Here is a 14,851-nt window from a genome sequence, read left to right on the forward strand (position 1 = left end):
AATAGTTAATAGGATGCCAAGCGCCGAAGAAATACTGATGGGAAAGCGGCTGATGCCGACCAACTTGAATTCCGCCCAGCTGGAACAAATGGGCCGGGAATTCACGCAGCGTGCTGTTTTTTCGGCTGGCTGCAACCATCTTCAGACGGTTCAGGCAATCCGGGACGGATCCCGGAAAATTTTGAACGGCGAATGGCTGAATGCTTCCGCCCGCGAGTTTTTGCAGGCGGTACTTAAATTTTACAATTATGAGGCCCCGGAGGATGCTGAGGGGACGATCCGGGACATGACGACACCCGGACGCCAGAATTTGATTTTTGACCAGACAGTGGCCCAGGCGCGGAACTATGCCTGGAAAGAAAACCTGCTGGCCGACGACAGGCCCCACGCCTGGCAGCTGGTCCGGGTGGGAACCAGGAAAGAACCGCGGGACTGGGACACGCGCTGGAAAGATGCGTATGCGCAGCTTTCCCCCGCGGAACGGCTGGGCGTGGATGCCGAAGGAAAGCGCGCCCTGGTGAATAGCCGGATTTGGCAGCTGCTGTCCCGGTGGGGGACGGGCTACCCGCCTTTTGACTTTAATAGCGGGATGGGTGTGAAGTCCGTATCGGCGGACGGGTTGCAGGATGCGGCGGCAGCCGGGCAGGAAGATTTCAGCAGCGCCGAAGCGAGCATGAAAGGAGTGGATCAGGATTTGCGCGACTGGATCAGCCGCAACCTGGATGTGCAAGTGAGCATCCGCGGGGACAAGGCAATCATGGAAGGAGGCCGGGCATGATTAGTCTGCAAGTGAACCTGGATATGTCCGTTGCCCTGGCCAGGATGGTCACGCCGGAGGATTTGCAGGCCATGACCCGGCACGCCGGGGACGATTTGCGCGACCTGCTGAAGAATCATTTTATCGACCGATCCCAGCAGACCGGATCGCGGAACTACTGGGCCGGGGCGGCGGAAGCCACGGAAAGCCACATGGAGGGCCGCACGGCCCGCGTGACGGTAAGCCATACGGGGGTGCGCCTGCACCTGCTGGGCGGCACGGTCCGGGCGACTGGCCGCATCTCCCCCGTGACGGGCCGCCCCACCAAAAGCCTGCTTGTCCCAGGGCCGGATTCCCCTTTGCGCAAGCGGCGGATCACGCTGGCCGAGGCCGGAATTCCCCAGGAGGAAATCATGGTCTTGTACAACGTCAAAAGCCGCATGCCCTACCTGGCCCGCGTCCAGGAACGCAAGCGCATGTACAAGGGCTGGAAGCAGAAAATAACGCCGCTGGGGCTGCTCCTTAAATCCGTGACGCACGACCCCGACCGCACCGTTCTGCCGTCGGATCAGGAACTGACCGACACCGTGAAATCCTCCGCCGTGGACACCCTGGCAACTAGAATTTCCAACCGAACGAAACGATGAACAACGAACTACCGGACGGCCCCGAATACGTGTTTGCCCAGGCGGTGATCGACCGCCTGGCCGGAAAAAAAGAACTGGCCAATTACGTGATGCCCGCCCCGTTTGACGCCAGCGACCAAGTGAACAACCTTGCCCTGGCCGTGGCGCAGTATGATGCGGCCATCGCGGTCATGCCCCAGGCACCCCAGCCGCCGCCCTGGAAGGGTGTGGACATGCCGGACCCCGGCGTGATTGTCGCCACGGCAGCCATCCTGGTCATGACGACCGGGCAAGTGGGGGCTGACCCCACGATCCGCCGCTTGTCCGCCCTGACCGCCGCCGTGCTGCGGCGGCTGCGCAAATGGTCCCCGCACAACGACGAGCTGGCCGGGACAGCCCCCTGGGTGGCGGAAATTACAGAACTAAGCACGGAACAAGTGCCGGACCTGAAGAACGTGGACGGCAGAGTGATTTTCCTCTCGATCCGAGAAACCCTGAACCCATAGCAACAACATGGCAAAGACAGAAAAAGAACAGACGGCCCCGGCATCCGCCGCGGGGGAAGCAGGCGTCAGCAGCCAGGCCAAGCCGCAACTGGTGAAAGTGCGCGTGACCAGGACGGGCACCAACATCAGCGGCATGACCTACCTGGCCGGAGTGGTGGTGAACGTCACGCCCGACCAGGCTGCGGCGCTCGAACAGGCAAAAGCCGGCTGCCGGGTATTTTAACGGACCGGAGCCGGAACGACGAACCATTAACAATTAACTATTAACCAAACCAAGCACATGGCATACGAAAAAAGATTTGTCGATAATTTGATCGGAGGCATGATCATCCGCATTGCAAAATTCGGGGAAACCGTCACCGCAGGAAACACGGTGGGAGAAGGGGCCAAGCCCGACGCTCCCACCCCGGAAAAGCCCGGACCGTGGCTGACCCTGGGTAAGATCAAGACGGCTACCAGCGAACGCCAGAAGAAGACGGCGACGGTGGAAGGCGTGAACGACGCGGGATTTTATGAAATGCGCGATTTGTCGATCGCCCAGCAGTCCAAGCTGAAGTTCACGACGCAGGAGGTGACGCCTGAAGCGATCCAGCTGGCGTTCGGCGTGGCGGGCTGCCTGGAAGATGACCAGGAAGCCGCGCCGTTTTCATCCTCCGGCAACATCCGTTGCTGGGTGTATGGAGAACTGCGCAACTCCGGCAATAACGCCGAAAAGCTGGCCCATTTCTGCGTGATGGGGGATTTATCCCTCACCAACAGCCCGAATTTCGCGTCCGATCCGGTGACGTGCGAGTTTGAGCTATCCATCAAGAATTCCCCCCTGGCTACGTTCACGAGCCTGGCGCTGGCCAAGCTGGCGGCGGATTAACCCTGCGCCCATCCAGGAGCCGTCCGGCTGGGGCGGCTCCGCTTTCCCCCTTCCATCTTTCCAATCATGATTATATACATAGATGCTAACACGCTGGCCCTGACGACGGCGGGCCAGGTGCCGCTGACTGACATGGCCCTGGTGCGGGGCGACAAGATGCCGCTGCGCATCGTCCTGACGGACGGCCCCGGCAACCCCTCGAATTCTGACGAGGTGCCCGTGCTGGCCGTGAAAAAATCCCTGGGGGACGATTCCCTGGTGCTGGCCGCCACCAATCTGGAGCCGGTCGATGATGCCCTGGGGCCGGCTTATGTCGGGAGCCTGTCGGTCAACACGACCCAGTTGATTGCGGCAATGAACAGCGCCGCGAGCATCGACCTGATCGGTGAGGTGGTCCTCATAGCCGGTGATGGTTCCCAGCGCACCTCCTCCCTGATCAGGGTAACCGTGCGCCAAGACATCTTGCCGGCGGATGTTATCCCTCCGGAGGATGTGCTGGCCGACTGGTCCGAACTGGTAGCCGACGCCCTGGCCGCACAACTGCCGGCCGCGCTCAAGGATGCGGGCGTGGAATTGGAAGCGGTGACCGGGCAATCCACCTTGTCCAGCGGAGATGCCGCCGACACCTGGACCATCGTCGGAGGCTACGCATTCACTTGGGGAGACGAGATACTGGCGGGGCATCTGCCCGACAGCTGCCGCCTGACGAGTATTTCCACCGTGTATTTTTTCACCGACCCCGCCCTGAATCAGTATTGCCTGCGGATTTGGCGGCTGACGGACGGCGCTTACAGCCTGATTGGGACCTCCGCCTATGTGTCCAACCTGTCCAGCGGCCAGACGGCCACGTGGGTATTTACGCCGGGCGTTACATTGCAGCGCGGAGACAAAATCATCATCCAGGTGTGCGAGGGGACGGAGATGACGCCCTACGCGCTGGGCATGCACGCTGTCCTGACCCCTTCCGTCCCCGGACGCGGTTTGATCACGGAGGTGTCCAACCCGCCCGCCGTGAATGGTACGATGGCTCCCTTGATGACCGTGGTGGTGGACTATGACGACGGCATCACCCTGGGAGGAATAGAGCTGGCCACCGCGCGACAACTGGACAGCCTGGGGCGGGATGTGCGCCAATCATCCGCGACCGCCGAGGCTGCGGCGCGGACGGCAGGCCAGTCCGCCGCTGCCGCGTCCACGTCTGCCTCCGATGCCGCAACCTCCGCCACCAATGCGGCCAACTCTGCAACAGCGGCGGCTAATGCTCTGGCGGCCATACCGCAGGTGGATGATGCAGGCAACATGACGCTGGCCGGCAATATCACTGCTGCGGGAGGCACGTTTGACGGGGCCGTCAACGCCAACGGCGGCGTCAACATCCCTCTTGCTGTGGGGGCGCCGACCGATACGGGCGCAGTCAACCGCCTGCATGCCGCAGGCTTGGCCGGAGTGACGGACATTTTTTCCCAGCACGCCTACCTCAACACGGGCAGCATTACGGCGACAGGGACGGCGGCAATTACCGTTCTCATTCCCGGCCAGTATGCGCAGGTTAGAGTGCCTGCCGGGACTCACAGCACGATTGTCTTTCCCTTCACAGGGCCTAACGGTCAACATAATTATTCCAACTTTGCGGGATTCTCCATTCCGTGGCGCATACCCGGCGCAGGCAAAATTACCATAGGCATCGGACGAGGCAGCAAAACGACAAGATCTGATTTAACCCAGGGATCGTACAGTATTATCCCTGGCAATAATCTGGCCCACAACAGCGGCGAAATTCTGGACATCACATTTGATAATGTACGGGATGCGACCCGCGGGGGCTACGTGGTCAAGGTGCGTGAGATTTACGCTCTTTCCGAGGCGGCAGGGTGGAGGGTGAAAACTACTACAAGTTTTGTGCCCGCGACGCATAACGAGCCTATACCTTCAATCGTTAATAAAATTATCTATCATCAACGAACCCAGTACAAATTCGAGAGCGAATATATTTCGTACGGCAGCCTCTATTTGCTGACGGGCGGAGGGCAGACGGTGCAGCTGCATAAAATCGCGGTGGTGCGCGGCGTTAATGCCTTTGAAACGGGCTTAGGGATTAGTTCGATAGTTACTGATTTGCCGGGGAGCGCGAGCGGGGATGTGTACATGCAGGTGGGGTCTGCGGTGCGCACCCTCTACCAGCCCGGCAACATCAATCCCGTTTATTACGCGCTGGAAGCATTGGCAAGAAACGATATTGAAGCCGAAGAAACGGCTGATTTTGTGGACATTAACATACCTCTCTAATAATGAACGACGCAGAAATACAAATTCAGTTTCCGAAGCCTGGAACATGGCAGGAATTCACTCTGACGGCCATTTACCCGGACAAGGAAGGGTACACCCGGACAGCCCGCTACGCCCCTAATGAAATTCCAGCGGATCAGGCCCCGGCCATGGCCGCCGTCGTTGCCGCACTGGTGGGGCTGGGCGAGGATTGGCAGGCGTCCCAGGTGTGGGCGCGGCGCAACTGGGTATTACGGTTTTCGCGTGGTGATGCCGGATCTTACCAGACCAAGGAAGTAGTAATCCTTACAGTCGAAGCCATTAACGCCCAGGGTGGCCGAAAATTATTCACGGCGATTGAATACCCCTCCTTTGTCCTCACGGACCCCGCCGCCGTGGCGTTTTTCCGCTATTTCACTCAATCCTGATTCCTGATGATGGCCTATGAATCCACAGACACGGTGATTTATCGTCCGGACGGCCTGGATGCGGTCACGCTCTGCAAACAGGGGGATCTTATGGCGGCTCCGGTGGACGTTACGGCCTCCGTCCAGGTGCAGCGGGACGGCGTGCTGGGCAGTTCCTGGATGCTTCAGCGGGCGCGGGGCAACGCCCTGATGCAGCTGTCTTTCACAGTGGCCCATCCGTTCCCGACAGCGGCGGCGGCCCGTGCCTGGGGCCTGGACGTCCAGGAATTGTTCACGCTGCACCCGCTGGGGCGCGTCACCTGGCTGACCTGCTATTACCAGGGCCGCCCCCAGCGCGTGAGGAAATACGCCGCCACCGTGGACCCTCCCCGCCCGTACCCCCTGACCAGTGAACACTGGTACGGGGTGGACTTGCGCGGGGCAGCCTGGCAGGCCGTAGAATTCAAATTTGCCCTGACCGGAGAAATCAACTGATGAACAACAATATTGACATATCCCTGACGCTTGGCACCCGGGCGGACATGAGCGGGATTAACCAGGTGCGCAAGGGGGTGGACGATCTTTCCACGGCAGCCAGGGGGCTGCCGCGGGAACTTATTTCCGGAGGGGTGGGAACCGTGGCGGATGCCCGGGCATTCTCCGGGGCATCCGCCCCTGGCAAGATGACCATACAGGTGGAGGGACTGGACCGTCTGGCCGGAACGATCGCCCGCGCGGAAGGAGTGGCGGCCAGCGGAACGTCCGCCCAGGGACGGACGGACAAGGCCCTGGAAGAAATGCAGTCCGGAATTGCCCGGGTGTCCAAAGCCGTGGAAGAGGTGGCCCGCGGGGCTGCTGCCCCGGATCATTCCCCCCTTCCTGTCCCCTCCGCCCGGGAAGGCGGGAATGAATGGATGATGGCGCGGCTGGACCAGATTGCCGCGCTGCTGGCCAGGATGGACGCCACGCTGGCCAAGAGCCTGGCCGCATCTACCAAGCCGGAGGGGACGCTGGACCAGGTACGCAAGGGCATGGATGAATTGTCCCGGGCGGTCAAGTCTGTTCCGGCGCTTCCATCCGGAGGCGTGGGGGGGCAGACGGGGGCCGTGCCTGCTTATCCGGAGACACAGGCGGCAACGCCTAATGACTGGACTGTGAGGATTGACGGACTGGACGCGCTGGGCGCAACGGTCCAGGGCGCGGACAAAACGGTGGGCCATGCTGCGGATGCCGTCAAGCAGCAGTCCGGATGGCTACAGCGCAGCATTGACGCCTTATCCAAATTTCCCGGACAGGTTCAAACCTGGGCGGGTGATAAAATGCAGGAATGGCGCAAGTTCAAAGGCGGCCTGCAAAACGCCACCAATGTCCTCAACCTGGGCAAGGAAGCCTGGGGGCTGGGCCGGGCTGCCGGAAATGCCCTGAATGATGCGTTTGGCCTGGGCGCTAAAAAAGTTTCCGCGCAACTTGCGGACGTGCTGGCGAAGGGGAAAGCGAAGGTGGAAGCCTGGCAGGCGGGCATGAGCGCCGAACTGGGGAGGTTGAACCAGGAACAGGCGCTGAAGAAGGAACATGACCTGGTCAAGCAGATCAATGACGCTTACGACGCCCGCAAAAGGACGATCGAAGCCCTGGACGAAAAGGCGAGCCGGAACCTGGAAATGCAGGCCCAGCTGCTGGCCATCGAAAACGAGAAGAACCGCAGCATCATCAGGCAAAAACAGATCCGCGGGGAAATGACCGAAAGCCAGGCCCGGGACGCCCTGGCGGCCATCGACGCCAAAGACGCCGGAGAACGCCGGGCTATCGAACGGAAGCAGGCGGAAAATGCCGTGAAAAAAGCCGAAGCGCTGGCCGAAGCCAAGGCGGAACAGATCAGGCGCATGCAGGAGCTTACCCAATCCAGCCCGGCAGCGGCAGGCGTGCGAGACCTGAAGACGGAGGATTTTTACAAGCAGGCGAACGCTTTCAAGAATGCGGAAGCGGCCCTGAAACAATGGCAGGAACTGGCAGCCAAAAAGAAGAAGCTGGAAAAGGAAATTGCAGACGCGCCGAAAGAAATGGCTAAAGCGGCCATGCTGGGCGGCGTGGGCATCCCACTGGTGGCCGGATTACAGCAGAAAAAGAATCAGGATGAAGAAACCCTGAAGCATGTACAGGCCTTAATGGATGGCATGCGGAAAGATGCCAGCATGCCATCCGCCACCAATGGAGAAATGATGGCCCGGCTGATTGCAGAAAAACAGCAGCAGGAAGCCGCCTTGAACAATATGATGGAAGGCATCAAAAATACGGGGTTGCTGGGCGACGTGCGCGGAAAGTCCGGGGATGCCTTGTATATGTCTTATGCGGATAGTTTGAAAATTGCTAAAGATGTAATAGATAATAGATCAAAAGCATTATCAGAACTAATAAAAGACCAGGAAGCTCTGGATGAATCTGTAAAGGTTGCCAAAGAACGGCTGAATAATGTTCTGACTGTGCAGGGCGTCCAGGCAAAGGCTGATTCCGACGTGCAAACGGAAACGAGAAAGACGGATGCCTGGCAGGATAACCAGCGGCGGGATGCTACAATTTCCCGGACGGCGGCGGAAGCTCTATCCAAAGCCGCGGAAGCGCGTAAGAAAGAACTGGACGCTACCAAAACGGCCATGAACACGGCTGTGGAAACACTGGAAGCAAGCCTAGATTCCTTCTCTGGATTTGCGGACAAGTATGCGGAGGGTAATAAAAAGGCCCAGGAGAACGCCACCAGGTTCCGGGACACGATTGGCCGCTTGCGCAACAAGGACCGGAAGTTATGGGACAAGCGGGACGAGAGTGACTCCAACTGGACGGAAGAATTCTTAAAAGCCCTGAAAGAAAAATTCGGCAATGCTTACAATTCCGACGCCGACCGGGGCATGGTGAAAGCCGCGGAACAAGCCTGGAAGTCCATGAATGACATCCTGACCGCTAAAAAGACACAGGAAAACCAGGAACAGAAAATCAAGGGCCTGGAAGAAGCCGCCCGGAAAGTAACCGCCCTGCCTGAAGACATCCAGGCCAAAAGCATGGCAGCAATGGAACTGACGGAATGGATGCGGAAATACCGGGAGGGGGCTGTTCAGAAAGCGGGGGATCTGGCCGGAAGTTCCGACTATGAAATCCTTTACCAGGTGGAGGACGTTGTGCGCAAAACATTACAGGACGGACAGGTGGACAAGGGCGAGCGTGCCCAGCTGGCCAGCCAGCTGAAAATGCTTCTTGGCAACGACCGCGGCCAGGACGAAACGCCCGCGATTCACGGCATGGTGGAGCTGGTGCGGGAGATACTAGGCAGGTATTCCAGGAGCCAGGAAACGGCGCAAAAGCTGAACGCGGAAGTGGCGGAGCTGAAAAGCCGCCTGAACAAGATTGATTCACAGCGGGGGTATGGACATTAGAACAGTAGAATTGACGGGACTGGCCAGCCAGTCATGCAGCTGGCAATGGAGGAATTTTACGGCGGCCCAGGTGTCTTTCCAGCTGGGCCGGGAAATGATGGATGCCGCCCCCTTCTCTTATAAAGAGCGCGTGCGGGTGGCGTGGGACGGCGTGACGGTGCTGGACGGCACCGTGCGCAAGTGTGATGCCGCCTTGTCCGCGTCCGGCTACGTGTGGCAGGTGGAAATTTGCGACCACTGGAAGCCGATGGAGGGCACGACGTTTTTCGGCTCCGGCATCGGGGCGGGCAGGATTGCTTTCTCGTTTGCGGCGTTTTCCGGCCTATCCTCCGGGGCGTCGGTCAAACGGCGCATCAAGATCGCGGCGGCCCTCCGGACGGTGCTGGACAACGCCCGCACCCACGGGGCGCTGGTGACGGATTATGTGCTGGATGTGGATGATTCCGCCTGGATATGGGACACGGATGTCGCCTGTGACAAGCACGCCTCCCTGCTGCGCAAATTCCTAAGTTCCCGGCCCGGCATGGTGGCCTGGTTTGATTATTCCGGAGCCAGCCCCGTGCTGCACATTGCGGACGGGGACCGCCTGGACCCGGTGACGCTGGACCGGATCACGCACAGATTGTCAAAAATCCAGCTGACGGAACGGGTGGACCTGGTGCCCCCCGCGGTGGGGGTGGTGATGACGCGGGGCAAGTACGCCACGTCCACGGTTGTTCACCCAGCCGGGGCGGACTTGCACCAGGAAGGCTGCACGATCGTGCAACTGTCCGACCCGCGAACGGGGGATGACCCGGACGACACCGACGAGGATGGCGTGGATGGCCCCCAATACAATTTTGCCAAGCCGGAAATGATGGTTCTGGGCGAAAAGATGCCGACCGGGCCGGAGGACGCCCGGGAATGGTGGACAAAAAAGATTCCGGAACTGGCGAAGGTTCCCGGGGCACAGTTCGGGACGATCCAGCGGGAGACGCCCGCCGTGGAAGGGCAGGATGCCAGGAACTACAGCACGACCGCCACCAGATACGAACTTGTTTCCGGCTCTTTAAGCGAAGCCTGCACAACCATCAAATGGTGTGAGGTGATTTTCAAGCAATACGTTTACATAGATTCCCCTCCAAAAAAAGGTTTTGAGCTGCTCTTTCCGCGTAAAAAAACCGTGACGATTAACGGGGACAAGGTGACGAGGTATTACAACTGGCTGACCTGGCGCGGCGTTACCACCAACACCCGGAAACGGCATTACAAGGTGGACCGCCAGGGGACAATCGGCCCGGAGGACGGTTCTGCATTCCCGCCTCCGTCCGGAGGCAGCGGGAGCGGCGAAGCGGACTGGCCAAATTACAGGCCCGTCCTGGCCGCCTATTACCAAATGACCCGCGTGGCACCCTGGGCCGGAAGCGTGGACGCCCTGGCGGCCATCCGTCCGGACCTGCTGCTGGGGCGGCGCTTGTCGATTGCAGGGGCCAACCCGGCCTGGCTGGACATGCGGACGGTCATTCAGGGCGTCACGGTGGATTTATCCGCAGGCAACACGTATATATCCACGGGAGTTCCCGACCATTTGAGCCTGCAAAGCATGATTGACCGACAGCAGCAGCTTTACAGCAACCAGGCCGCTATGGATGACCGGGACAACCAGGATCAGGTGCAGGACAATCCCGCCCTGTCCCTGACTTACGATTCCAACGCCCGCATCAGCCCCAAGGCCCCGACCGTCAGCCCCCGCGGAGAGGTTATCTGGTCATCCGCGACGCCGGAGCCGAATGACTACGGATTCCGCGTTCAGCTGGAATACGATGAAGACGGCCAGAAGACGGGAGCCACCATCACGCCCGGGAAAATCATGCTGAATGGCCGCGTGCTGGGAGATGCCCCGGCAAGCAAGGATTTGCCGATGATGGAAGGGGAAGTCTGGCTGAATTTGATTCTGAATGAAAACGAGGAAATCACGGGCATGGCCGTCATTTCCTCCGCGGGGACGGTGGACCCCTTCATGCTTACATCCATAGACGGAGCAAGGCCGTCCCGGCTGTTTTATTATTCCTTCCCTCTGGCCGTCATTAAAGGCGACGAGGTAATCCAGTACGCCCTGGGCACCATTCAGCTTCCCGTAGGGGGCGGCACGTATTATCCGTGGGGACCGTAGTTTTTTATGATCAGAATTCACATATTCACGTATAAGGAAGACGCCCCGGAAGCCGTAGCGGCGGCCAGGTGCGCCCGGATGGCCTGCCCGTCTGCCCTGGTGCGGGTGCTGGATGATTGCCACGCCCCAGTGGATGCCGGGACGGTGGAGGCCCTGGAAAAGCTGGGAGCCGTCTATGACCAGACATCCTGGATGCGCGGCGGGAATTTGCGAGGTCCTGGCGCCATTGTGGGGGTTCTGCGTTCTATGGCGGTGAATGCCTCCCCTGACGACATCTTGGTCAAGCTGGATTCCGACACGGCGCTTTTAGATGGGGACTGGCTGCAATGGATGGCAGCCCATCCGGAATGCCTGTGGTACTCTTCCGGGGACGATCGGCATTTAACCTATGGATGCTGCTATGCCGTGCGCGCCCATGTGGCCGTCCATTTGGCCGACGTTCTTCAGGAGCGCCATTTACCGGATTCAGCCCCGGAGGATTTAACGTATGCCCAGACCATGATTGAAGAATACGGACGGGAGGCATGCCGGATTGAAGCGCCCTGGCGGCGCGGGGAATCGGAGAATTCCCGCTGGTCCTGCTGGTGCTGGCACAGCGCCGAGGCTTCCCCTGATTTATACGCCCGGATGTTCCGGATGGTGACGACAGGCAACCCCCGGCCTTATGGAGTGCCGCGTGAGCGCAGGGCGGAAATTATGCACTCCCTTTGCAACGCCAAAATAAAGCTGATGGCAGCGGCGGCAATAGCCCCGGGTGATGGTACGGATTCACCTTCCTTGCGGTGAGTTTTTTATAGCAAATTCGGGGGTAAAAGTCACGCGAATTCACCCGTTTTCAGGCGTTTTTTTCACCTCTTTTCAGGCTTCCGGAAAGGGGCTTTTCCTAGCCGCAAGTGGCGAAATATCGCAACAACCTGTCCCGCATATCGCAACTATCTTGCGCCGTTACAACGGTTGAAAAAAGGATGGTTGGAAAACATCAGAAAGCTGATGGTCTGGTTGGGATAAGCTTGTCTCCATGTCTTTGGAAACAACACGCCTGAACAGGTTCTGTTGCGCTTTGAGGCGGCTGATAGCCTCCTGTTGGAATTCCTTGTTTGATTAAAAAGGAGAAAAAATACGGTGAAAATCATTGACTCTTTCCGGGGAAGTGCTATGCAAGCTGTAGCGGCTTGTGGGAAGCAGGCCGTTTTATTCCGGCTGTCATGTTCCCTTCTTCTAGCGGTCAGGAAGGCCGTCTCTCCAACGGCAAAGGCTCGGTTCAACTCCGGCAGGGAATGCCAGCGGCAGGCATGTTTTTTGTTTTTCCGTGAAGAGACGGCAAATTGCATCAGAAGAAGCAAGGCGCTGGGTTATGATGGGAACACGCTTTCAATGATTTTCCCCGCCCATTCCGGTAGTGGCTTTCCTCCGAATAAATGAAGAATCATGGGAGCGGTATTGGTGGTGCTGTTCGGTTCGGTGATCAGAAAATCCCTCTTAATGCCCGGGCCTGAAATTCCCCATGGAACTATCATTTCCGCTGCGCTCGTACCCCCGTGGCCTTTTCCGATTCCCCCATGATCCGTCAAAAATAAAAAATGCGTATCGTTGAATAAGTCTTCCTGCCTCAATTTCTGAAAAAAGATTCCAATTTGCTGATCCGCCTCTTCAATAGATTGAAGATATTCATTGGACATCCATCCGTACTTGTGTCCCGCATGATCTGTATGAACGGAATAGAGGAAAACCACAGTGGGGATGTAGCGGTGTTTCATGATGAATTGAAAAGCCTGGTTGTAATTGGGGATATAGGCATCGTCTTTCAGATACTTGATTTCATCCAGATATTTTTCGTTGAACGGATAGGCGAGAGGTTTCCAATTATAATAAAAAGCTGTTTTACAGGAAGGCTGGCATTTTTTCATGGCCTGAAATACGGAGGGATAATATCCGTCTTCGTCTTTCCGTACGGCGGGGTAGGAGGAATTCGCCAGCGTCCAGTTATTATTGAAGACACCGTGCTGTTCCGGGCCGCTTCCGGTTAAGTGACTGGTCCAGTTAGGCAAAGTGACGGAGGGCATCACAACCCTCGTATCCAGAGAGAAAGCTCCCTGTGACATCATTCCTTTTAAGGAGGGAGCATGCGCCTTTTGAAAACCTTCCAGACAAATCCCGTCCAGGGAAATCATGATCACTCTTTTGGCGGAATTGTCGGGAGTAATATCCGGTACGGAATTTTTAGGAATGCCGGAACCATATTGTGTGGCGGAAAGGGCTGTATCGCCCGTCGCCATTCCTGCCGCCGCCAGACCTAATTGATTCAGGAAATTCCTGCGAGTTGTTTGATGAGAGGAGTTTTCCATATAAAATACATACTGTCGGCTTGGAATATTTTTATCAACTCTTGCCAGCATACCGGACAGGAGCGTGGGCTCAATCAGGACGTTTTACACAGGATGACATTTTCCGTGAGCGGGAGCAGATTTTCAGGGAAGTGGTGTTCTGTGCCTCCGTTATTGAAATCAACCGATTAGCGTAATCATACCATGAGAGAGATACAAATACAGTTTTCCAAGCCCGGCAACTGGCGGGAATTCACGCTGACAGCCATCTACCAGGATTCGGATGGATATACCCGTATAGACCGCTATAAACAGAATGACATACCGGCCAACCAGGCCCCGGCTTTGGGCGCGGCTGTAGCCGTCATTGAGGACATGGAAGAGGACTGGCAAGCTGTCCAAGTATGGGCAAGGCTGGGAAATACCTCTGTGCTGAATCATTCCGCAGGAGATGATGAGGCCGTTGAGTTTGGTGAAGCTGTTCTGCTGACGATTGAGGCTGTCAATAGCCTTGGAGGCCGCCGTATTTTTACCCCTGTTAATTATGCACAGTTCATGCTGGTGGATTTTGCCTCCATATCATTCTTCAAGTATTTTACCATCAGAAAATAATAAGGATATCAGCAAATAAGGTAGGACTGACTGCATGATGGCGGCTGGCTGGGGGATATGTGATGCAGCGGATTTAGAGCATGGCAATGTAAGAGGGGGTGAATAGATGAAATAGCTTGTTCCTTATCAAGGATGCTTCCTCCACATCCTTTTCCGCCTACTGACTGGGAGAAAGGAGTATTCCTGCGTACAAATTACAGCACATTGTTTCTAAAAGCCGTTATCATGTACTGCAGTTTATCTTGCAGTTTTATAAAAACAAAAACCGCAAGCGTTATTTTTCAAACGCTTGCGGTTGTTTTGAAATGGTGGAGGCGACGGGAGTCGAACCCGTGTCCTGAAGGCCATTGATGACGGCATCTCCATGTTCAGACGCATATTGCTGCTTTCGCGGCTGCTTCGCCATGCGTCAACTAGGCAAGCTCGCTAGTTGCCTGTGGAAGTCTCGTGCGTTGCGCGGCAACCCCGCATTGCACCAGCCTGCTGTCTCTTCGTCGTCCCCTCTAGCAGGCGTTGAGGTTCTGACGCGGCTGAACTAATTAAGCAGCCAGAGCAAGGTCGTTAGACTCTGCATTTATTTTTTTAATCGGCTTTTTAGAAGGCCAGCCGATTAACCTTCACATGCAGCCAGCACCGCAGACTTCCAGTCGAAACCATGGCGCCCCCATATGTATTTACCAGCAGAGACAAAAAATCCCGCCGTGATGTTCAGGCAGGAATCATTTTATTTGCTGGTAGTGATGCAAGTGGCACGCCCGTAGGGATTCGAACCCCAAACCTTCTGATCCGTAGTCAGACGCTCTATCCAATTGAGCTACGGGCGCTTTGACTTGCGTCGTTTACCGCATAAGCGGTGAGAGAAATATAGATTTTTCTTCGGGAAAGTCAAGATGTTTGTAAGATGATTTG

General features: G+C 57.3%; 14 protein-coding genes, 1 tRNA gene and 1 other RNA gene. 12 read left to right on the forward strand and 4 right to left on the reverse strand.

The genetic code is table 11. From position 1 onward, the window contains the following. Nucleotides 1-13 precede the first annotated feature (13 nt). From O4G22_RS08830 to O4G22_RS08880, 11 genes are all read left to right on the forward strand, one after another. Entirely contained in the window at nucleotides 14-778 is a 765-nt protein-coding gene (locus O4G22_RS08830) for a hypothetical protein (protein ID WP_249851710.1), read from the forward strand. Continuing rightward, entirely contained in the window at nucleotides 775-1,404 is a 630-nt protein-coding gene (locus O4G22_RS08835; RefSeq protein ID WP_249851711.1) for a hypothetical protein, read from the forward strand. The genes O4G22_RS08830 and O4G22_RS08835 overlap by 4 nt, the downstream gene beginning before the upstream one ends. Continuing rightward, nucleotides 1,401-1,889 carry a hypothetical protein gene (locus tag O4G22_RS08840; RefSeq protein ID WP_249851712.1) on the forward strand — a complete coding sequence of 163 codons (489 nt, stop codon included), beginning with the start codon at nucleotides 1,401-1,403 and terminating at the stop codon, nucleotides 1,887-1,889. Before O4G22_RS08835 ends, O4G22_RS08840 begins: the two co-directional genes overlap by 4 nt. A gap of 7 nt (nucleotides 1,890-1,896) precedes the next feature. Further along, a complete protein-coding gene (locus O4G22_RS08845) occupies nucleotides 1,897-2,112 on the forward strand; it encodes a hypothetical protein (protein ID WP_094136102.1) in 216 nt (71 codons plus the stop codon). Between the two features lie 57 nt (nucleotides 2,113-2,169). Next, nucleotides 2,170-2,757 carry a hypothetical protein gene (locus O4G22_RS08850; protein WP_249851713.1) on the forward strand — a complete coding sequence of 196 codons (588 nt, stop codon included), beginning with the start codon at nucleotides 2,170-2,172 and terminating at the stop codon, nucleotides 2,755-2,757. A 66-nt stretch (nucleotides 2,758-2,823) separates the two neighbouring features. After that, entirely contained in the window at nucleotides 2,824-5,043 is a 2,220-nt protein-coding gene (locus O4G22_RS08855; RefSeq protein WP_249851714.1) for a hypothetical protein, read from the forward strand. A 2-nt stretch (nucleotides 5,044-5,045) separates the two neighbouring features. Continuing rightward, nucleotides 5,046-5,450 (forward strand): hypothetical protein, encoded by a 405-nt coding sequence (locus O4G22_RS08860; protein ID WP_249851715.1) that lies wholly within the window; start codon nucleotides 5,046-5,048, stop codon nucleotides 5,448-5,450. Between the two features lie 6 nt (nucleotides 5,451-5,456). Beyond that, complete coding sequence (locus O4G22_RS08865) at nucleotides 5,457-5,924, forward strand: hypothetical protein (protein WP_249851716.1); 468 nt, start codon at nucleotides 5,457-5,459, stop codon at nucleotides 5,922-5,924. Beyond that, nucleotides 5,924-8,854, forward strand: a complete 2,931-nt coding sequence (locus O4G22_RS08870; RefSeq protein WP_249851717.1) for a hypothetical protein — start codon at nucleotides 5,924-5,926, stop codon at nucleotides 8,852-8,854. Before O4G22_RS08865 ends, O4G22_RS08870 begins: the two co-directional genes overlap by 1 nt. Next, nucleotides 8,844-11,006, forward strand: coding sequence for a hypothetical protein (locus O4G22_RS08875; protein ID WP_249851718.1), 2,163 nt, complete (start codon nucleotides 8,844-8,846; stop codon nucleotides 11,004-11,006). The genes O4G22_RS08870 and O4G22_RS08875 overlap by 11 nt, the downstream gene beginning before the upstream one ends. Before the next feature lie 6 nt (nucleotides 11,007-11,012). Next, nucleotides 11,013-11,792 (forward strand): hypothetical protein, encoded by a 780-nt coding sequence (locus O4G22_RS08880; protein ID WP_249851719.1) that lies wholly within the window; start codon nucleotides 11,013-11,015, stop codon nucleotides 11,790-11,792. A gap of 146 nt (nucleotides 11,793-11,938) precedes the next feature. Here O4G22_RS08880 and O4G22_RS08885 read toward each other — a convergent pair whose 3' ends face one another. Beyond that, nucleotides 11,939-12,349, reverse strand: a complete 411-nt coding sequence (locus tag O4G22_RS08885; protein WP_306701586.1) for a hypothetical protein — start codon at nucleotides 12,347-12,349, stop codon at nucleotides 11,939-11,941. 9 nt (nucleotides 12,350-12,358) lie between these two features. Then, nucleotides 12,359-13,351 carry an alkaline phosphatase family protein gene (locus O4G22_RS08890; protein WP_306701587.1) on the reverse strand — a complete coding sequence of 331 codons (993 nt, stop codon included), beginning with the start codon at nucleotides 13,349-13,351 and terminating at the stop codon, nucleotides 12,359-12,361. Between the two features lie 183 nt (nucleotides 13,352-13,534). Here O4G22_RS08890 and O4G22_RS08895 point away from each other — a divergent pair, with 183 nt between their 5' ends. Beyond that, nucleotides 13,535-13,942 (forward strand): hypothetical protein, encoded by a 408-nt coding sequence (locus O4G22_RS08895; RefSeq protein WP_306701588.1) that lies wholly within the window; start codon nucleotides 13,535-13,537, stop codon nucleotides 13,940-13,942. Nucleotides 13,943-14,248: 306 nt separating this feature from the next. On the opposite strand, the gene ssrA is transcribed toward O4G22_RS08895, so the two are convergent. Beyond that, nucleotides 14,249-14,608, reverse strand: a transfer-messenger RNA (tmRNA) gene (gene ssrA / locus O4G22_RS08900). An 81-nt stretch (nucleotides 14,609-14,689) separates the two neighbouring features. Further along, a tRNA-Arg gene (locus O4G22_RS08905) sits at nucleotides 14,690-14,766 on the reverse strand. Nucleotides 14,767-14,851: the final 85 nt, after the last annotated feature.

The organism is Akkermansia muciniphila (assembly GCF_030848305.1).
GTDB classification, from domain to species: Bacteria; Verrucomicrobiota; Verrucomicrobiia; order Verrucomicrobiales; family Akkermansiaceae; genus Akkermansia; species Akkermansia muciniphila_A.